Source organism: Canibacter zhuwentaonis, from assembly GCF_018531145.1.
GTDB lineage: Bacteria > Actinomycetota > Actinomycetes > Actinomycetales > Microbacteriaceae > Canibacter > Canibacter zhuwentaonis.
On sequence record NZ_JAHDSZ010000012.1, the window covers coordinates 42,273 to 59,901 of the forward strand.

The window sequence follows — 17,629 nt, forward strand, 5'->3', positions numbered from 1 at the left end:
CTCCTGAGCACGCACAACACGCCTGCGGGCGGCGACCATATAGCGCGCCTCGATGCTACAGCTCCCAGCGGGCGCAGTTAAATGCAGAGTGCTCCGCACTCGCCTACAAAAGCCCCTCGACCCAGGCGCTTGCCTCGCAGAAAGCACTGTCGCTGTATTTCGGATCTGATTTCACGCGCATATTATCCGCTCGCGGATAAGACCCGAGAAAAACCACTTCGGGGCTGTGCATTTTAAGTCCGATTAGCGCGTGACGCACCCGCTCTTCACGAATGTGCCCCTCCGTGTCAATAAAAAACCTGTAATTGCCCATCTGCTCGCCCGTGGGTCGCGACGCGATCTGCGTCAAATTAACCCCCCGCGCCGCAAACTGCTCGAGCAGAGTCAGCAACGAGCCAGAGCGATCCTCCGGCAGGGTCACAATCAAAGAGGTTTTATCACGCCCGGTAATTGCCCCCACTGGCTGTTTGCGCCCAACCAGGCAAAATCGCGTTTGCGCGTCAGGATTACTGCCCACATTATTATTGTGCACACGCACTTCAAAGCGGGAAGTGATATTGGGGGGCGCAATTGCCGCGTCTATCTGCGCGCTGCTGGCAAGCAGATCCGCCGCCGCCTGCGCGTTGCTGGTTGCGGGAATAAGCCTGTGACCGGGCAAATTGCTCTCGAGCCAGGCACGGCACTGCGCATAAGCCACCGGATGCGCCGCAACCGTTTGCACCCGAGACAGCTCGGCGCCGGGGCGCGTCACCAGCGCAAACCGTACCGGAACAAGATACTCGCCCAGAATCTGCAGCCCGGAAATCTGCGCCAGTGCGTCCTGCGCGGCAGAAACTCCGCCGTCAATCGAGTTTTCGATCGCGATCATGGCCGCATCGCTAATGTGCTCGCTCACGTTCAACAGGGCGCGCGTCACATTTGCCACGGGCAACCACTCCTGCCCCTGCGCCGCGGGCACCTGCCCTAGTGCAGCCTCGGTAAAAGTACCTGCCGGGCCGAGATAGCTGTAGCTGCGCAATTCGCTCACGCCGCGCCGGCTCTCGCTAACATCACGCCCGCTCCCATCACACCCGCTCACGCCGCGCCCGCCGCAGCATTCTGCGCAATCTGCGCCGCCGCTTCTTGCACGCGCCGCAAATGCTCGTCACCCAAAAACGACTCGGCATAAACCTTCATAACCGCTTCGGTTCCGGAGGGGCGGATCGCCGCCCAGGCGTGCTCTGTGCGAATCACAACGCCCCCGATGCCCACACCATTACCGGGAGCGGCAGTAAGCACCTCAACAATCGCATCACCGGCAAGCTCTCTTGCCCCGATATTTGCAGCAGACAGGTTTCTAAGCACCGCTTTTTGGGTAGCGGTGACCGGCATATCCACCCTGCCATACGCCGACTCGCCATAGCGCGCCACCAGCTCAGCATAGTACTGGCTCGGGCTCAGACCCGTTACCGCGTATATTTCCGCCGCGAGCAGGCACAACGCGATGCCGTCTTTATCGGTGCTCCAGACCTCGCCATCGCGTGCTAACAGGGTTGCTCCCGCGCTCTCCTCGCCCGCAAACACTATTTGCCGCGCTGCAAGACCGTCGGCAAACCACTTAAAGCCCACAGGAACCTCATACAGCGTCGCCTCGTGTGCGACCACGATTTTATCAATAATCGCAGATGAAACAATAGTTTTGCCAATTGTCGCGGGTCGCTGCCAGGCTTCGCGATGAGTTAGTAAATAATCAATACAAACGGCCAAAAAATGGTTCGGACTTAACAGCCCAGCATCGGCGGTCACAATTCCATGCCTGTCAGCATCCGCATCATTGGCAAGTATTAGCGGATAATCCAGCCCCGCTTCTGTAACGGTGCGCATTGCCATTGGCGACGACGGATCCATCCTGATTTTGCCGTCCCAGTCGAGGCTCATAAACGACCAGGTTTTGTCGATGCCCGACCCTAACAGTGTTAAATCAAGATCGTACGCTTTTTTAATTGCCACCCAGTAGGCTTCCGCCGCACCCCCCAGCGGATGAGCAGCAAACCTGAGCTTGCTGTCTTTGATTGCACGCATATCAACAACCTGCGCCAAATCTTGCACATAGTCACCGAGGAAATCATACGCAACAACCGTGCCGCGCGACACCCGGTTTTGCTCCGGTTTAGCCAACCACTCCTGCGCACCACCCGCCGCGCTAATCTCGCGCAAAAACTCGTTAGCGAGTCGCTCAATTTCAGCCGTTTCCGCTGTTCCCGCAGGACCTCCGTGCGGCAGATTGTATTTAATGCCACCATCCTGCGGCGGGTTATGGCTCGGTGTTAATAAAACACCGTCGGCCAGGTTCGCCGCATTTTCCGCCGCACCACCGACAAGCCCGCGATTGTGCTTAATAATCGCGCGGCTTAAAACCGGCGTTGGCACGTACTCGCCCGGCGCAGCACCGCGCACAGCAACCCCCAGTCGAGTGAACATCTCGAGCGCGCCCGGCAGCGCATACTCTGACAGCGGATGCGGATCCGCCCCTAAAAACAGCGGGCCGGTAATCCCGCAGTCCGCGCGATACTGCGCAATAGCAGCGCAAACCGCGAGTGTGTGCGCCTCGTTAAAACTGCCATTAAACGCGGTGCCGCGGTGCCCCGCAGTGCCAAAAGCGACGCGCTGTGATGCATCCTCAGGATCTGGGGTGATTGCGTAGTATGCGTGCCGCAGTTGTGCAAGATCCAACAGGGGCGCGTCCGCTGTTTTATTTTGGCTCATATTATATAGTTTGGCACGCAAGTTATAATAAAAGTTGGGTAAACCGTAACCACAGGCGCAAAAAATGTTTTACGCTGGCGAAAACGATCGAAATAATCCACCTAGGAGTAAAAATGGCTGAAAAAAATAATTCAAAAAACAGCGCGCGTGATCGTGTTAAATGCTGGCTAACAGATATGGACGGCGTGCTTGTGCACGAGCAAAAACCGATCCCGGGAGCTGCCGAGCTGCTAGATCACTGGCGCAAAAACGGGCAGGAATACCTGGTGCTCACCAATAATTCTATTTTTACGGCACGCGATCTCAGCGCGCGGCTCGCAGCCAGCGGCATTGCCGTGCCAGAAGACCGCATCTGGACCAGCGCGCTAGCAACCGCCACATTTTTGAAGGCACAAGCACCCGGCGGCACAGCATTCGTGCTGGGGGAGGCGGGGTTGCTAACAGCGCTGCACGAGGCCGGGTTTGTGATGACAGAATCGAACCCCGATTTTGTTGTTGTTGGTGAAACGCGCAACTACAGTTTTGACGCGATGACCAAGGCGATCCGTTTCATTAACGCGGGTGCGCGGTTTATTTCAACCAACCCCGACGCAACCGGACCCAGCGCTGACGGGCCGCTGCCAGCAACCGGCGCAATTAACGCGCTCATCACAAAGGCGAGCGGGCGCGTGCCTTACATTGTGGGCAAGCCAAACCCGATGATGTTCCGCTCTGCGCTCAACAAAATCGGCGCGCACTCAGAGAACACCGCGATGATCGGCGACCGCATGGACACCGATATTGTTGCGGGAATGGAAGCCGGGCTGCACACAATTCTCGTTAAAACGGGCATTGCGGATGAGCGCGAGATTCTGAAATACCCCTTCCGTCCCAATGAGGTTCTGGGATCGGTGGCGGATCTGCTACCGCGCTAGTTAACGCACTGCGGTATTAAGCACCGCGCTGCGGCGCGCCGCGCGAATTGAATCGCCGCGCGAGTTAGGTCGCCGCAGCATTGCGCACCGCCCGAGTTTGCAAAGCTCGCGCCGCCAGCTCTGACTCTGGCGGATACCCGATCTCCTCAAGGCTCAGCCCGTGCGCAGGCATCACAGTAAACCTGCTGGTGCGCTGCGCGCGCTCCTGCAATTCTTGCAGCTGCGGCAGTGTAATCCGCCCGCTTGCAACCGCAATCACACCGCCCACAAGCGCGCGCGCCATCGAGTGGCAGAAAGCGTCCGCCTGTATTCGCGCCGCGCGCACACCCGGCGCAACCTCGCGCCACTCAAAATACGTTAGCGTGCGCACGCTCGTTGCGCCCTCTCGCGCCTTGCAAAACGCCGCAAAATCGCGCAGCCCGAGCAGGCTTTGGCTCGCTTCTTGCAGCAGCTGCCAGTCAGGCTCACCAGGCAGAGTTACGGTGTGCCGGGCAGCGAGCGGATCGTACGCCCAGGCCGCGCAGATCCGGTACTCGTAGAGCCGCCAGAGCGCTCCGAAACGAGCGTCAAATTCCGGCACAGTGACCGCAATATCGCGAATAACAACATCGTTCGCGTTAAACCGCTTCAAAACCCCGTTAATTCGCCCCGCCCGGTCAAACCCCGTAACAGCGCCTTTTTTTAACAGCGTGGCGAGCTCATCCGCCGCAATATCAAAGTGCGCAACCTGCCTGCGGGCGTGCACGCCCGCGTCTGTGCGCCCCGCAACGGTCAGCTGTACAGGGTTATCGCTGCCACGGCGCAGAACAGTGTTGAGCGCGCGCTCAACCTCGCCCTGCACCGTGCGCAGCCCGGGTTGCGCAGCCCAACCGTGAAAATCAGTGCCCTCGTAACTGAGCACCATTTTTAAGCGGAGCATGCGCGCTACGCCGTTTTTTTACCGTGCCGCAGAATACGCAAAACATACTGCACCGCGATAAATCCCAAAAATACAGAAAATAAAATATTGCTCCACAAGGGCGTTAAAAACACCGCCAGTTGCACACTAAACGGACTCACAAAAGCCGCCGCAACCCCGATTATCAGTGGGATTTTTAGCTCGATTGTTTTTTGCTTAACGTTTTTGTACGACGCGCTAACAGCGCCAACAATTACCATTACCATAGAGGTGCCCTTAGCGATTAAATCGCTGGCACCAAATCCCGCGATCAGCACGGGAATTGCAACAATACCACCGCCAATTCCCAGCAGCGCAACCCCGATGCCCGGAATAATTCCAAATAAAATCAGCAGAACAAAAACGAGCGGGTTCATTTCGATTGTGTCCTGCCGGGCCGGAACAACCGTCCAGAGCGTGCCAATAGCGAAAATTAAAAACACCAAAAAACATATTTCGAGCGCGCGCAAACTCAGCCGGTGCAAAAATGCTGCGCCTATCCGCGAGCCAACAAAAACCCCACCGGCTAACGCCAACCCGGCGAGCCAGTCAACCCCGCCGTGCAGGGCGTAGCTAATAATGCTTACAAGCGCTGTTGGCAGCAGCGCAAAAGACGAGTTCGCCGCGGCAAGCCGCTGATTAAACCCGCACAAAAACACTAGCGCCGGCACGATAATTACACCGCCGCCGAGCCCAAACAGACCGCCAAAAAACCCCGCGATCGCGCCAATTAAAATTAGCCTGGGCAGTGTTACTGCCGGCGTTATAGCACCATTTTGGGGTGCGGATGCAGCTTCTTGAACCATTTTTACAACCTTCCTAAACAACCGAAACTACTGCGGGTCCAGCCCCAGATCTGCCAGGTCAATCGCGTAGCGGTACTCGTACCCGGCAGTTTCTATACGAGCTTTGGCCGGGGCATTGCGATCCACAACAACAGCTACCGCAACAACCTGCGCGCCCAGCTTTTCAAGAGCCGCAATCGCTTTTAACGGCGAACCACCCGTTGTCGAGGTGTCCTCAACAACAACAACTCGCTTGCCCGCCACATCGGGACCTTCAACCTGCCTGCCCCTGCCGTGATTTTTAGGCTCTTTGCGCACAACAAAAGAGTTCAGATTCTCACCGCGTTTTACGCTCTCGTGCATAATCGCGCTGGCAACGGGATCGGCACCCATGGTTAGCCCGCCAACTGCAACAACCCCGTCAATATCGGCGATCAAATCACACATAACCTCGCCAATTAGCGGCGCGGCACGATGGTCAAGGCTGAGCTTGCGCAGGTCTATGTAGTAGCTTGCTTTTTTGCCGCTGGTGAGCGTGAAATCCCCGTGAAAAACGGCCTCGCTTTTAATCAGCTCAATAAGTTTTGTTTTTGCGCTCATAAATTATCTCCCTTATTTATATTTTATAAAAACTAGCTTCTACCCGCGCGGCTGATCTGCACCATCTGCCCGCGCGGCACTATTTTAATCCGCTCCCGCTGGTTTTTCATGCCCAGCTCCTGCTCGGCAGCATCAAGCCGATGCCATCCCTCAATATCGGTGTACTCAACACCGCGCTCCCGCAGTAGCGACGTAATTTGTGGCGGATCGCCGGCATCCGCCGTGTGATGCCAGAGTTTGCCCCGCTGCCAGTCTACCACCAGGCACTCCAGGGTTTCGCGCGCGTCAGATTTTGTTGCGCCAATAAGCCCCACCGGACCTCGCTTGATCCAGCCGGTTGCGTATACCCCCGGCATAATTTCACCCGTGTTGCTCTGCACTCTGCCCGCAGTGTTTGGAATCACCCCGCGCGCGCTGTCAAACGGCACACCCGCCACGGCGGAACCGAAATACCCAACAGCTCGGTAAAGCGCCTGCACAGGAACTGTTTCAAAAACATCGGTGTCAATAACCCCGCCGCTGCCATCGGGTTTTGTGCGCTGTATTTTCAAAGCGCAAACCCTGCCCTGCTCGTCTTTTAGCACCGCAACCGGTTTTGCCCAGAAATGGAAAACCAGCTGCCGCGGCGCAGCACTCTCGCGCGCCGCCTGCTCGGCAAGCCACTTGCTGAAAATACGCGAAATAACGAGTATTTGCTTATTGGTGTTTTTTAAATTTTCGATATGCTCATCAGTTTGCGCAAAATCCTGCGGATCAAGCACCATATCAACGCCCGCAACCTCGCCCAGTTCGCGCAACTCGAGCGGTGTGAATTTCACCTGCAACGGTCCTTTGCGCCCAAAAATATGCAGTGTTTCAATCGGGTTTTGCGCGAACACCTCGCGCACATTATCTGGAATCTCAGTGCTCAGCATATCCGCCACGTGCTTAATGAGAACCCGCGAAATATCGAGCGCAACATTACCGTTACCGATAACGGCAACCGATCGCGCGTCAAGCGGCCAGTAGCGCGGCACGTCAGGGTGCCCGTCAAACCAGCTCACAAAAGCCGCCGCCCCAAAAGAGTACGCCGCGTCAATGCCGGGGATGTCAAGCGCCGCGTCTTTAACCGCGCCTGTTGCAAAAATAACCGCGTGATAGTGCTCGCGCAAATCGGCGAGCGTGATGTCCTGTCCGTAACACACATTGCCGAAAAATCGCACCGTGCCAGAGTCAAGCACCTCGCGCAGCGCTTTAATAATCGCTTTAATCCGCGGATGATCAGGCGCAACACCGTACCTCACAAGCCCGTAGGGGGCTGGTAGCTGCTCGAAAATATCGATCGTAACCGCCGCATCAGTAACGCTCTTGTGCAAAATATCGGCGGCGTATATACCAGCTGGCCCCGCGCCAATTATAGCAACCTTCAAAACCGGCTGTTGCTGCTCAGACACCGCTCACTCCCTAGCCAACCCGCTCAACGATTGTTTTCGCGAGTTTTTCAAGGGCGGTTTTAACCCGCCCGGCAGGCAAACTCGCCAGCGCTTGCACCGCGTCACCGGCAACCTTGTGAGCGCGCATTGCCGTTTGCGCAGTCACCTCGTGGCGATACAGCTCGGTGACTTCCTTATCCATAACGCTCGGGTCAGCTCCTGCGGCAACCGCAGCAACGCCCGTTTCGATCCGCCGCAATAGATCTGCATCAGCCGCATTTGTGGCGGCAGATTTGCGCAGCAGCAAAAGCGGCAGCGTTGTAACTCCGGCGCGCAAATCGGTGCCCGCGCGCTTACCCGTGTCTGCCGCTGCGGGCGACAGGTCGATAACATCATCAACAAGCTGAAAAGCAACCCCGATGCCCTCGCCGTAGGCTGTTAGCGGATCCAAAAACTCGCGCGGCGCACCACTCACCAGCGCACCCATCCGAGCCGCGCACGAAATCAGCGACCCGGTTTTATCGGCGAGCACCTGCAAATAAAAGCTCAGCTCGTCATCTTCGGTGCCCGGACCCACGGTTTCGTGCAACTGCCCCAGGCAAAGACGCTCAAAAGTTTCTGACTGCAGCAAAATTGCTTCTGCGCTCATATCCGCAACCAGGCGAGAAGCGCGCGCAAACAGCAGGTCACCGGCCAAAATAGCAACCGAATTGCTCCAGGCAAGGTGCGCGGTTTGCACCCCGCGCCTTGTGACCGCCTCATCCATCACGTCATCGTGGTAGAGCGACGCTAAATGAGTAATTTCAATGACCTGCGCCACGCGCCGCACCTGTTCGGTTGGCCCGGAACCAAGCTCGCTCACAAGCAATAGCAGGAGCGGACGGATCCGCTTTCCCCCTGCCGCGGCAAGGTATTTTGCGGCAGCATCCGCTATTGGTGAGGCAAAGCGGATCTGCGAGAGCAGCCCCGCTTCAACCAGCGCCAGCTCGCGCTCGAGTGCTTTTATATGGCGCTGGTGTGCCACCGACTGGAGCAGTTTTGCTGGCAGGGCTGAAGTTGCCGTTGTGATGTTTATTTTCTCGCTCATTTTTTGCTCGCCCCAGAGTTTTTTGGTGGCACAAAGCCGCGGTGCAGCGCAACAATTCCTCCCGCAAGATTGCGATATTTAACGCGCTCAAAACCTGCCTCTTGGAGCACCTGCGCGAGCTGCTCCTGCGCGGGCCATATTGAGATTGAATCTGCCAGATAATCGTAAGCGTCACCGTTATTGTTGAGAATCCAAGCTATGTACGGCGCAACTGAACGATTATAAAAAGCATACGGACGCTCAATTAGGCGGTGCGGCTGCGAGAACTCGCACACCACAATGCGCCCGCCGGGCTTTACCACGCGATACATTTCAGCGAGCGCTTTACCAACGTTATTAACATTGCGCAGCCCAAAAGAAATTGTTGCGGCATCAAAAAAATCGTCTGCAAAGGACAGTTCTGTTGCATCCGCCCACTCAAAACTGAGGTTTGGCACGCCCCGATATTTTTCGCGGGCAATATTTAACATTCCCTCAGAAAAATCAGCGCCAATAATGCGCGCGCCAGTTTTTGCCAGCGCACCCGATGAAAAACCAGTTCCCGCCGCAAGATCCAACACAATTTCGCCGGGGCGCGGATTAAGCGCTCTAACCGTAGCAATACGCCATAGCCTGTGCACGCCCAAAGAAAGCACGTCATTAGTTAAATCATAGCGCACAGAAATTGAATCAAACATACTCGACACTTCTGCGCCGATTTTAGTAGTTGCGTCAGCTCGATTCACACTCTCTATGCTACTCTGCCGGACTGTATTTTTGCAGCAAAATTAAGCGGCGGCGGGTAAACTTATACGCGCAAACGGTATTTAATTAGTCGACAACAGATTTTAGTTGGAAGAAACTTCGAGTATATTGGTCGCCAAACAGCTTATAGTTAAGAGCAACTGGTGCAACAAACGCGACCTGCTCTGCTACGCAGATAGCACGCACCCGCTGGTGTGGCTGCAGGCAAATTTAAGCGCTGTGGGAGTTGGTGAGATTGTAAGGCTCACCGCGAGCGGTGACGAGCGGATCACCCAGCTCAACAGCAAGTGGCAAGAGCTTGTGCGCGCCGCTCAAATACACGATTTCGTGAACGCCCCGCACAGCGGTCTCACCTCGTACGGCGCAATAACTTTTGCCGGTGCGAGCGCAACTAACTCGGTTTTAATTGTGCCCCAGGTTATTTTTGGCGAGTATCAGGGGCGGTATTTCAAAACCACCGTCACAGAGCGTGGCGCAAACTCTGCAGACAATCTGATTCCACAGCCCACGCCACTTGTGCCCTGGCAAGAAGTCGCCCTGCAACACGACCCGAATCAGGCAGAAACCAGCGACTATCTCGCAAAAGCGCGGCGCGCACTGGCAACGATTGACTCCGGGGAGCTTAAAAAAATTGTGCTCGCCAGGCAAACCAGCGCAGCTCTTCCGGTCAGAGCGGATCTGCGAGCGCCGCTTAAGTGGCTCTGGCGCAATTATCGCAACTGCACAACGTTCGCGATTGACGGATTTTTCGGGGCAACTCCCGAAACGATTGTGCGCAGCACAGATCGCAGTTTCGCTTCCCGCGTGCTCGCGGGGACCGTCCGCTTTAACCCGGAAGATCCGCTCGCAAACAGCGCCGCTGGCGATATCTTGAAAACAAGCCCCCGAATCAACAAAGAGCACGATTTTGCCACCCAAAGCGTGATTAACGCCCTTGCTCCGCTGGTTGATGAAATAAGCTGGAATCGCGATCCGCTGGTAATCGAGCTGCCGAACGTACTGCACCGCGCAACCAATATTCGCGCCAAAATTAAGCCGTGCTACAACAGCCTGGATCTGCTCGCGGCGATGCACCCAACCGCTGCGGTCGCTGGCACACCAACCGCCGCGGCAGTGCGGCTTATTGGTGAAATTGAAGATTTTGACCGGGCGCGTTACGCTGGCGCGGTGGGTTGGATCAACCAACACGGCGACGGGGAATGGGCGCTCGGGCTGCGGTGCGCGCAGGTGCATAGCACGGCAGGCGGCGCACAAATCACCGCAACTGCGGGCGGCGGATTAGTTGCCGGCTCTGATATTTTTGCCGAGCTCGCCGAAACCACCGTGAAAATGGTTCCGATCAGTCAGGCTCTAAAGAACGCTTAGGTGCTCAGGCTTCAAGTCTTCACGCATTTAGATATTCACGTGCTTAGGCACTCACCCAAGCGCTCAGTTCTGCGCCGGCAGTATTTTAACTTCTACTATCTGCGGCAGCTTAGGCGCGCTAATTAGCGCGGCGGCAAGCTCACCACGCGTTTTTATTTCGCGATAGTCCCACTCAAAAGACGCCGCTAAATTTTTAATACCCAGCTGCTGCGGGGTGCGCATAACCCGCTCGAAAATATCCGCCGCAGCGGTATTTTTAACCTCCAGTGAGTCAAAAATAGTTCCCCCGGAATCGTTCACAACAAAAATCTGTACTCTTGGCAAAGCCTCCCCCGGCGTTAGCGCCAGCGCGTTCGCGTCGTGCAGCAGGGCAAGATCTCCCAGTAAAACCCTGGTAATTCCAAGCGCCGCACCAACAGACCGCTGTTCTGTCACAGCGGCAACTCCCAAAGCCGTGCTCACAGTGCCGTCAATTCCCGCAACTCCGCGGTTTGAGTACACTCTAACGGGGCGCGAAGCTGCCACCCTGTCAAGATGCCGCACCATTCTAGATGCCGCCACAAACAGTTTGTCGTGCGACCACGAAGCCTGCCAAATATCCCGCGCCAGCATATCCCGAGTAATCGGCGTCCGCGCCGCCGCCAGCTCCTGCCGCGCATACTGGCTCAGCTCTTTATATCCTCTGGCGCGCACCAGCTCCACCTGCGGCTCGTGGATTGTTTCACATGAAACATCAAACGCGTGATCCGCTGCAATCCACATTCCCAACCAGCGATGATTTGCAAGCGGATCGTAATCCCGCGCGAGTGCTACACTGCGCACAACTCTTGCGTTGTTTGCCGCGTAATTTTCCGAGGTGTGCGCATCAACAACGATAATCTCGATAGCCGTATTTTGCGCAAGCGCATTCACCTCGCGCGTTAGTGTGGGATGCCCGAAAATAACAACGCGCTCAATTAGCTCTGTTGTTTCGGGATCTGCCAAAAGTTCTTGGTAGTGCTTAATGCTCTCCGTACCAATGCGTGCACCGCTCACAACCTCCGCAAGCAGGGGCAAATGCGCGCTGTGCGCAAATTCACTCGCCCGCGTGCCCGCGCCGCTGCCCGCAACAATCACGGTGCGTTTGTCACTGTGCAAAATATATTCAAGTGCCGCGCCATATATGCCCGCCTCGCAACTTGCACTTTCCTCTGCTGCGCCGTTCCATTTTTCTCCTGTATCACGGCTAACACTAGCGCCCGCAGCACCACTCACGCACTCATTTGTGCACGTCGTGGAAAACTCCGCGCTCTGCGCATCACACACCGCGTAACTCGCGCACTCACGCACGAACCGCTGCGCCGCGTCCGTTAAATCTGATGACAGCGGATCTCGCAACCGCACATTTAACTGCACCGGACCGCCAGCTTCTCCGTTAAACTGACCGCCGGTTTTTTTGTAAAGCGCCGCAACTCGCGCGCACAAACGCGACAACTCGCCGTCACCACTGCGCACGCCAGCACCGCCATCACCCGCGCCAGCACCACTTTCAACACCATCAGCACAAACATCAACACTAGTATCAGCGGCATCAGCGCCGACACCCACTCCAACACCAGCACCCGCATCAATACCGGCAAAATCAACGGTTCGCGGCGCGACATAGTCTTCACAGTCCCTTAAAAAATCCGCAAAAACAGTGCTTTGTTTAATCGTCTGGCTCGCCCTGATACCGTGCAACTCGGGAGGGCGATCCGCTGTCACCAAAAACAACGGCACTCTTGCCGCGTGCGCCTCCATAACGGCCGGCGCGAGATTTGCAACGGCAGTGCCGCTGGTCACCAGCACTGCTGCGGCAACACCACTCGCCCTGCCAATGCCGAGCGCAAAAAAAGCCGCCGATCGCTCATCAACTCGCACGTGCAGGCGCAGCTCCTCACGCTGCTCTCGCCGTGCAATTTCGAGCGCCAGCGCCTGCGAGCGCGATCCTGGCGAAACAACAAAGTGACGCACTCCCGCACGCACAAGCGTTTCAACGATTGCCGCGGCGATAACGCTCGCTGGAACATTAACGGGCTTGTGCAAGCGCTAATCCTTTGAGTCGGGATTATCTGTCGCGCCTGTCTCATCCGCCACACCAGAATCACCAGCACCGACCGCACCCGAATCGCTCGCAGCTACCGCGTTAAAATCACCCACTTCAGGCAGGCTCTGCGGCTCTCTGCCACCAGTGGCATTAACACTAAACCCTGGCATATTAAACTCTTCTTCCTCAAGCTGCCGCAGCCGCTCTTCAAGACTGCGAATTCGCTCGTCAGAATCGCTCTCCAACCGCCTTTTTGGGCTTTCAGCGGCACTCCCAAGAGCACCCTCCCCATTTCTTCCTGAGGGCATAAATCCGCCAGTTCCCGAATTCGCGTCGTCATTCATATCTTTGCCAAGAGAAAACCAGAGCACAGCACCAATCACCGGTATTAAAGCCAGCGCAACCCACGCGGGTTTAGGAAAAACTTTAATTCTGGCGTTATTTGTAAGCAGCACGTCAACAGCCGTGTACAGCGCCACAGCAAACGCCAGAACTCCCAAGATTAGAAATAAACGCACCATATAAAAGATTGTACCCGTTTTATTCTTATGATTTTCAGGCAAAATGGGGATTCTTTGAGCTAGGCTGAATTATATGAGCGCAAAAAAAGCATGGCTTCTTTACACATTTTACAGACTATTATTTTTTGCTGTTCCGCTGGCGCTAATTTTGCTGCTATTGCCGCGCCATATGCTGGTAGGTCTTAACTGGGGAATTTTCTTCGCGGTTGCCTGCTCTGCCTTAATTTCACTGTCCCTCTCGGTGCTCTTCCTATCAAAACTGCGCCACCGTGCCGCGGCCGGCATTGCAGAATGGCGCAGTAACTCGCACACAACGGACAGCGGATTTGAAGACAGCGTCATGGAGCAAGATGAGTTCCAACAAAATCAGGGGAACTGAAAACTCACGCAACAACCGAAAATCACAGTCCAAAAGCGCAATAAAAAACCATAAAACACAGCAAAACTAGAGAACCCGAGCACAGGCTAAAAATCATCGGCATATCGGCGTCATCGTCACCCCATGCGCTCTCTAGCAACTCCAGGTTCAGGTCGCACACAACCGGAACATGATCGCTAGGCTTAATCTCGGGGTGCGATCCGCTCTCTAAAATCCGCTCATCGCGCACAATTTCTGACCCGGTGACAGCGCCGCTAAACTCGGCAGAGCCTAAAATAAAATCAATCCGCATTCCAAGATTACGATCAAACTTGTTCTGCTGATAATCCCAAAACGTGTATCCCTGCGGGTTATCGGCTCGCGTAACATCGGTTAAAAACTCGGTAAAACGCGCAAATTCAGCCCTTTCAGCCTCTGACACGTGGGTGCTTACGCCCTCAACAAAAGACGGATCGCCCATATCCTGCGACCAAGGCGCAATATTAAAATCGCCCATCAAAGCCAGCGGCACGGCAGGATTCTCCCGCAACCAGATTTTTGTGTGCTCACGCAGTTTAGCAAGCCACTCTAATTTATACGCATAGTGCGGATTATCCAGGCTGCGACCGTTGGGCACGTACAGGCTCCAAAGGCGCACACCCTCAACGCTCACCCCGAGCGCGCGAGCTTCCTGCGGCAACCCGTTTAAGCCCGTCAGCTGACAATGCTCCTGCCCTTTAACGGGCACGCCAAAACCCGGCTGCCCCGCAAACGCGCGCGTAATTTCGCTCATCTCGTACCGGCTCGCAAAAGCAACACCGTTCCACTGGTTGAAACCGTGCGCAACTACTTGATAGCCCGCCGCCTCAAACTTATCCATCGGAAACTGCTCAGGCCGACACTTTATCTCCTGCATCGCAAGCACATCAATATCGGCGCGGCGCAAAAAATCAATAACCCTATCGGCTCTTGTGCGAATAGAATTAACGTTCCAGGTGGCAATGCGCATTCTCAAGTACGCTACTCTTCCTCGTCCGCTTCCTCCACCGCGGCAGGAACACAAACAGCCTTCTGCTGCAACGCGCGATCTGCCGCATCAACGCTCCACGGCACAGCAACCTGCGATTCCGGCACCAGCTCAGCTGCCAGTTTGAGCAGAGCCGCATCCGCCGCATCCGCCCCCGCACTCGAGTTGTTGAGCGCGATAACCATTGTGAACCCGGTTGCCGGATCGGTGTAGGCAGCAGAAATAGTGCCCGGCAGCCATCCCGCGCGACCGCGCAGCGGACCTACTTTAGTGGCTCCTAAAACTATTTCACGGTGCGGCAGCTCACCCTCTGCAACGGGCTCAACTGCGCTAGTTTCCTTGCCGTCTTTATCTCGCGGCGGATTAACAAGGCTCGCCGGCTGGTTTAGCGCCTCAAAATCTTTCGCCCTGCCAAACTTGCCACCAAACAGCGCCGTGTAGAAACTGTGAATGTCGTGCACGGTGGTCACGCTCGCACCGCCCGGCACAAAGGCAGGAGACACGCTCTCAAGTTGCGCAGGCTCCGCATCGCAGTTCGGCTCGGCAACGCCACCCGGATACGCAATCGGCTTTAATGAATTTTCGGGCAGCTCATTGTTTGAATTATAAATTTCCGGGTAAAAAGTATCTTTTAGCTCGATTTTTCCGTAAATATAATCTTTTAATAAACTCTGCGTGCGCTTGGCGGTTTTTATTTTTGCAGCTCTCACGATCAAAATATTATCCGCCTCGCTTAAATACCTGTTAACTCCCGCGTGCGGCAGCGGCGAATTAGCCAGAGCCTGCGCCAGTATCTCATTTATCTGCCACGGACGCTGCGGGTTTTTAGCGGTGTACTCCCGCAGCGCGTCGCGGTAGTCGGCAATGCCGCTAGTGCCATTGCACAGCTGCGCATAGGTTATATTCTCAAGGTCACTCTCGTGCTCCAGGGTTTGCGATATTTTCTCGTCGAGCTGCAGCTCCCCCCGCGCGGCAAGCTCTAATACCAGCGCGCACATCATTGGTGACGTGGTTTCTGCGGCGCGGATCGCTGTGCTCGAGTTCACATTCTCCCCGTATCCGCGCGCGTATGCCTTACCATCGGGCAGCCAAACTCCCACAATCGCCTGGGTCGATTTGGTGCTCTGCATGACCTGCTCAACCACCGCGTCAACTTTGGCAACAACGGTTTCGCTCGCGGTTTTTATATCGCCCTTGCCGGCGTTAAATTCTCCCGCGCAACCAGACAACGCAAATAGCGCAACCGTTGTAACGGTCAGACCGATTTTCATTGTTTTGCTTTTAGCGCTCACCAGTTCTGCTTTCTAGGTTTAGCATTAACAACAGCAATTTTACTTTGTAAAGCTCCATTTCATAAATAAAAGTGTGAGAATCTTAAGTTTATCTCACTTCGCCGTATCTGCATAGCGCAACAACTGCGGAAAGCTGCGCCACACAGGGCTCTTCGTCTGATGATGATGCGCTTTACCTACCTTCTTCACTAAAATTAGAGCGTGTCAAATTTTAGTAAAGAAATTATAAACAAAGTCCTCGCTCATATGAACGATGACCATCAAAAAGACAGTCTAATAATCGCAAAGGCTAACGGTTTTCCCGCAGCAACTACCGCAAAAATGACCGATATTGACGGCTCCGCCGGTGTCTGGCAGGTCACTGACTCTGCCGGAACGCACGAGCTGCGAATCCCGTGGGCTGGTGGAGAGATCACTGAGCGCCCACAAATTCGTGAAGAAATTGTGAAAATCAGCACCGCCGCGCAGCAGCGGTTCGGCATTACCCCCGCAGAGAAGGCGCAGGGCAGCGGATCACACGAACACGACGGCGGCAACCCGCACCAACACAATAGCGGCGGATCACACCCGCACGGTGACAATCCGCACGGTGACAATCCGCACAAAAACCCGCACCCCTTGTGTACCGCCGACAGCGAAACGGGAGAAAAACCGTTTTCTGTTGTTGTGCGTGAAAGCAGTTGGGCGCACCACAGCGAGAGCGAAGGCGCAGATTTTATGACCGATATTATGCGCGGCATATCCCCCTTGAGCGATTACACCGCGCTGGTTGTGCAGCACTATGTGCTCTACAAAGAGCTCGAAAAAGCCAGCGATAAACTCGCAGAAAATCCTTTAACCGCCGGTTTTGACACCCCAGCACTACGGCGCATTAAAGCGCTAGAAATCGACCTGCAACATCTACTCGGTGCCAATTGGGAAGCGCACTGCAAGGCACTGCCGGCATCGAGCGCATACGCCGCCCGAATCCGCGAAATCGCAGCCAACGGATGGCACGCAGGCATTGTCGCTCACCACTACACCCGCTATCTCGGCGATCTTTCCGGCGGGCAAATGATTGCGAAGCGAATCCGCTCACAACACGGTCTAGAAAGTAACGGCGTGGCGTTTTACGAGTTTGCCGAGCTCGGTGACCTTAACGAGTTTAAGCAGCAGTATCGGGCGCAACTCGACCGCTTAGGTAGCGAGCTGAACTCACAAGAGCGCAAAAAGTTCTTACAGGAAGTTGGAATAGCTTACGATTTCAACACCGAGGTTTTCAACCAGCTAGCCGCTCAAAAAGCCAACGCTTAAAGATTCTGCGGTAAATAAAATATCTTCACGAATATATGTTCTCGGAGATATTTTATACGCTCAATTAACCTCCGCAGTTAGCGGTAACGAAAGATTGTATTTCTGACGGATCACCAAGCCTTGCTTTTTCTAAGTTATTTCTGACCTGTTGACGCACGCTCTCATGCGCACGCTCCTTACTCAGATAACCCATATCTAGCACTTTATCCAGATGAGTTAGCGCGTTATTAGCGGCTTGCTCATCGGTGGCATATGTTTTAAGCCACTCTTTATACCAGGCGCACTCATATGCTGTAGAAGCAGCGGTGTCCCCAAATCCTCGCTGGTAGCTACCCCCCTCTTCGTCTTCTCTCAAACTCTCAGGAGGAGTGTATCCCGCAGGCCAGTTGAGCTTTGCCACAGATTCCTGGTACTCCTTATTTATATCAGCATACGAAACAAACCCTCTCGAGCCTGAACAGCCGCCTAAAAATAAAGCACCTGC

At 55.2% G+C, this 17,629-nt stretch carries 17 protein-coding genes; 4 read left to right on the top strand and 13 right to left on the bottom strand.

Annotated features, from left to right (window positions below; all coding sequences use genetic code 11):
* Window positions 1–103: 103 nt before the first annotated feature.
* Both pheA and KJY78_RS05800 read right to left on the bottom strand, forming a co-directional pair.
* On the bottom strand, window positions 104–1,027 hold the full coding sequence (gene pheA / locus KJY78_RS05795) for a prephenate dehydratase (protein WP_214337676.1): 924 nt from the start codon (window positions 1,025–1,027) through the stop codon (window positions 104–106).
* Window positions 1,028–1,074: 47 nt separating this feature from the next.
* Window positions 1,075–2,745, bottom strand: coding sequence for a phosphohexomutase domain-containing protein (locus KJY78_RS05800; protein ID WP_214337660.1), 1,671 nt, complete (start codon window positions 2,743–2,745; stop codon window positions 1,075–1,077).
* A 113-nt stretch (window positions 2,746–2,858) separates the two neighbouring features.
* Here KJY78_RS05800 and KJY78_RS05805 point away from each other — a divergent pair, with 113 nt between their 5' ends.
* The gene (locus KJY78_RS05805) at window positions 2,859–3,659 is read left to right on the top strand and encodes an HAD-IIA family hydrolase (protein ID WP_214337661.1); all 801 of its coding nucleotides are present in this window, start codon (window positions 2,859–2,861) and stop codon (window positions 3,657–3,659) included.
* Window positions 3,660–3,723: 64 nt separating this feature from the next.
* Here the strand turns inward: KJY78_RS05805 and KJY78_RS05810 are convergent, their stop codons facing one another.
* Genes KJY78_RS05810 through KJY78_RS05835 form a run of 6 tightly spaced genes read right to left on the bottom strand, consistent with a single transcriptional unit; the run spans window position 3,724 to window position 9,205 of the window.
* Window positions 3,724–4,578: a tRNA pseudouridine synthase A gene (locus KJY78_RS05810; protein WP_214337662.1), complete on the bottom strand. Its 855-nt coding sequence runs from the start codon at window positions 4,576–4,578 to the stop codon at window positions 3,724–3,726.
* A gap of 5 nt (window positions 4,579–4,583) precedes the next feature.
* The gene (locus KJY78_RS05815; RefSeq protein ID WP_214337663.1) at window positions 4,584–5,402 is read right to left on the bottom strand and encodes a sulfite exporter TauE/SafE family protein; all 819 of its coding nucleotides are present in this window, start codon (window positions 5,400–5,402) and stop codon (window positions 4,584–4,586) included.
* Between the two features lie 27 nt (window positions 5,403–5,429).
* Window positions 5,430–5,981, bottom strand: coding sequence for an orotate phosphoribosyltransferase (gene pyrE, locus KJY78_RS05820; RefSeq protein ID WP_214337664.1), 552 nt, complete (start codon window positions 5,979–5,981; stop codon window positions 5,430–5,432).
* 32 nt (window positions 5,982–6,013) lie between these two features.
* Window positions 6,014–7,414 (bottom strand): FAD-dependent oxidoreductase, encoded by a 1,401-nt coding sequence (locus KJY78_RS05825; RefSeq protein ID WP_348771213.1) that lies wholly within the window; start codon window positions 7,412–7,414, stop codon window positions 6,014–6,016.
* Between the two features lie 10 nt (window positions 7,415–7,424).
* Complete coding sequence (locus KJY78_RS05830; protein ID WP_214337665.1) at window positions 7,425–8,480, bottom strand: polyprenyl synthetase family protein; 1,056 nt, start codon at window positions 8,478–8,480, stop codon at window positions 7,425–7,427.
* Window positions 8,477–9,205, bottom strand: coding sequence for a class I SAM-dependent methyltransferase (locus KJY78_RS05835; RefSeq protein WP_348771214.1), 729 nt, complete (start codon window positions 9,203–9,205; stop codon window positions 8,477–8,479). Before KJY78_RS05835 ends, KJY78_RS05830 begins: the two co-directional genes overlap by 4 nt.
* 127 nt (window positions 9,206–9,332) lie before the next feature.
* On the opposite strand from KJY78_RS05835, the gene KJY78_RS05840 reads away from it, so the two are divergent.
* Window positions 9,333–10,589: an isochorismate synthase gene (locus KJY78_RS05840; RefSeq protein WP_214337666.1), complete on the top strand. Its 1,257-nt coding sequence runs from the start codon at window positions 9,333–9,335 to the stop codon at window positions 10,587–10,589.
* Between the two features lie 63 nt (window positions 10,590–10,652).
* Here KJY78_RS05840 and KJY78_RS05845 read toward each other — a convergent pair whose 3' ends face one another.
* Both KJY78_RS05845 and KJY78_RS05850 read right to left on the bottom strand, forming a co-directional pair.
* Entirely contained in the window at window positions 10,653–12,653 is a 2,001-nt protein-coding gene (locus KJY78_RS05845; RefSeq protein WP_214337667.1) for a thiamine pyrophosphate-binding protein, read from the bottom strand.
* Window positions 12,654–12,656: 3 nt separating this feature from the next.
* Entirely contained in the window at window positions 12,657–13,175 is a 519-nt protein-coding gene (locus tag KJY78_RS05850) for a PLD nuclease N-terminal domain-containing protein (RefSeq protein ID WP_214337668.1), read from the bottom strand.
* Between the two features lie 73 nt (window positions 13,176–13,248).
* On the opposite strand from KJY78_RS05850, the gene KJY78_RS05855 reads away from it, so the two are divergent.
* Window positions 13,249–13,554 (top strand): DUF4229 domain-containing protein, encoded by a 306-nt coding sequence (locus KJY78_RS05855; protein WP_214337669.1) that lies wholly within the window; start codon window positions 13,249–13,251, stop codon window positions 13,552–13,554.
* Between the two features lie 22 nt (window positions 13,555–13,576).
* Here the strand turns inward: KJY78_RS05855 and KJY78_RS05860 are convergent, their stop codons facing one another.
* Together KJY78_RS05860 and KJY78_RS05865 are read right to left on the bottom strand one after the other, a co-directional pair.
* On the bottom strand, window positions 13,577–14,542 hold the full coding sequence (locus KJY78_RS05860; protein WP_214337670.1) for an exodeoxyribonuclease III: 966 nt from the start codon (window positions 14,540–14,542) through the stop codon (window positions 13,577–13,579).
* Between the two features lie 11 nt (window positions 14,543–14,553).
* Window positions 14,554–15,852: a serine hydrolase domain-containing protein gene (locus KJY78_RS05865; protein WP_214337671.1), complete on the bottom strand. Its 1,299-nt coding sequence runs from the start codon at window positions 15,850–15,852 to the stop codon at window positions 14,554–14,556.
* Between the two features lie 201 nt (window positions 15,853–16,053).
* Here KJY78_RS05865 and KJY78_RS05870 point away from each other — a divergent pair, with 201 nt between their 5' ends.
* A complete protein-coding gene (locus KJY78_RS05870) occupies window positions 16,054–17,145 on the top strand; it encodes a biliverdin-producing heme oxygenase (RefSeq protein ID WP_348771215.1) in 1,092 nt (363 codons plus the stop codon).
* A 64-nt stretch (window positions 17,146–17,209) separates the two neighbouring features.
* Here the strand turns inward: KJY78_RS05870 and KJY78_RS05875 are convergent.
* Window positions 17,210–17,629 (bottom strand): hypothetical protein (locus KJY78_RS05875; RefSeq protein WP_214337672.1); only part of this gene is annotated, 420 nt, incomplete at its 5' end.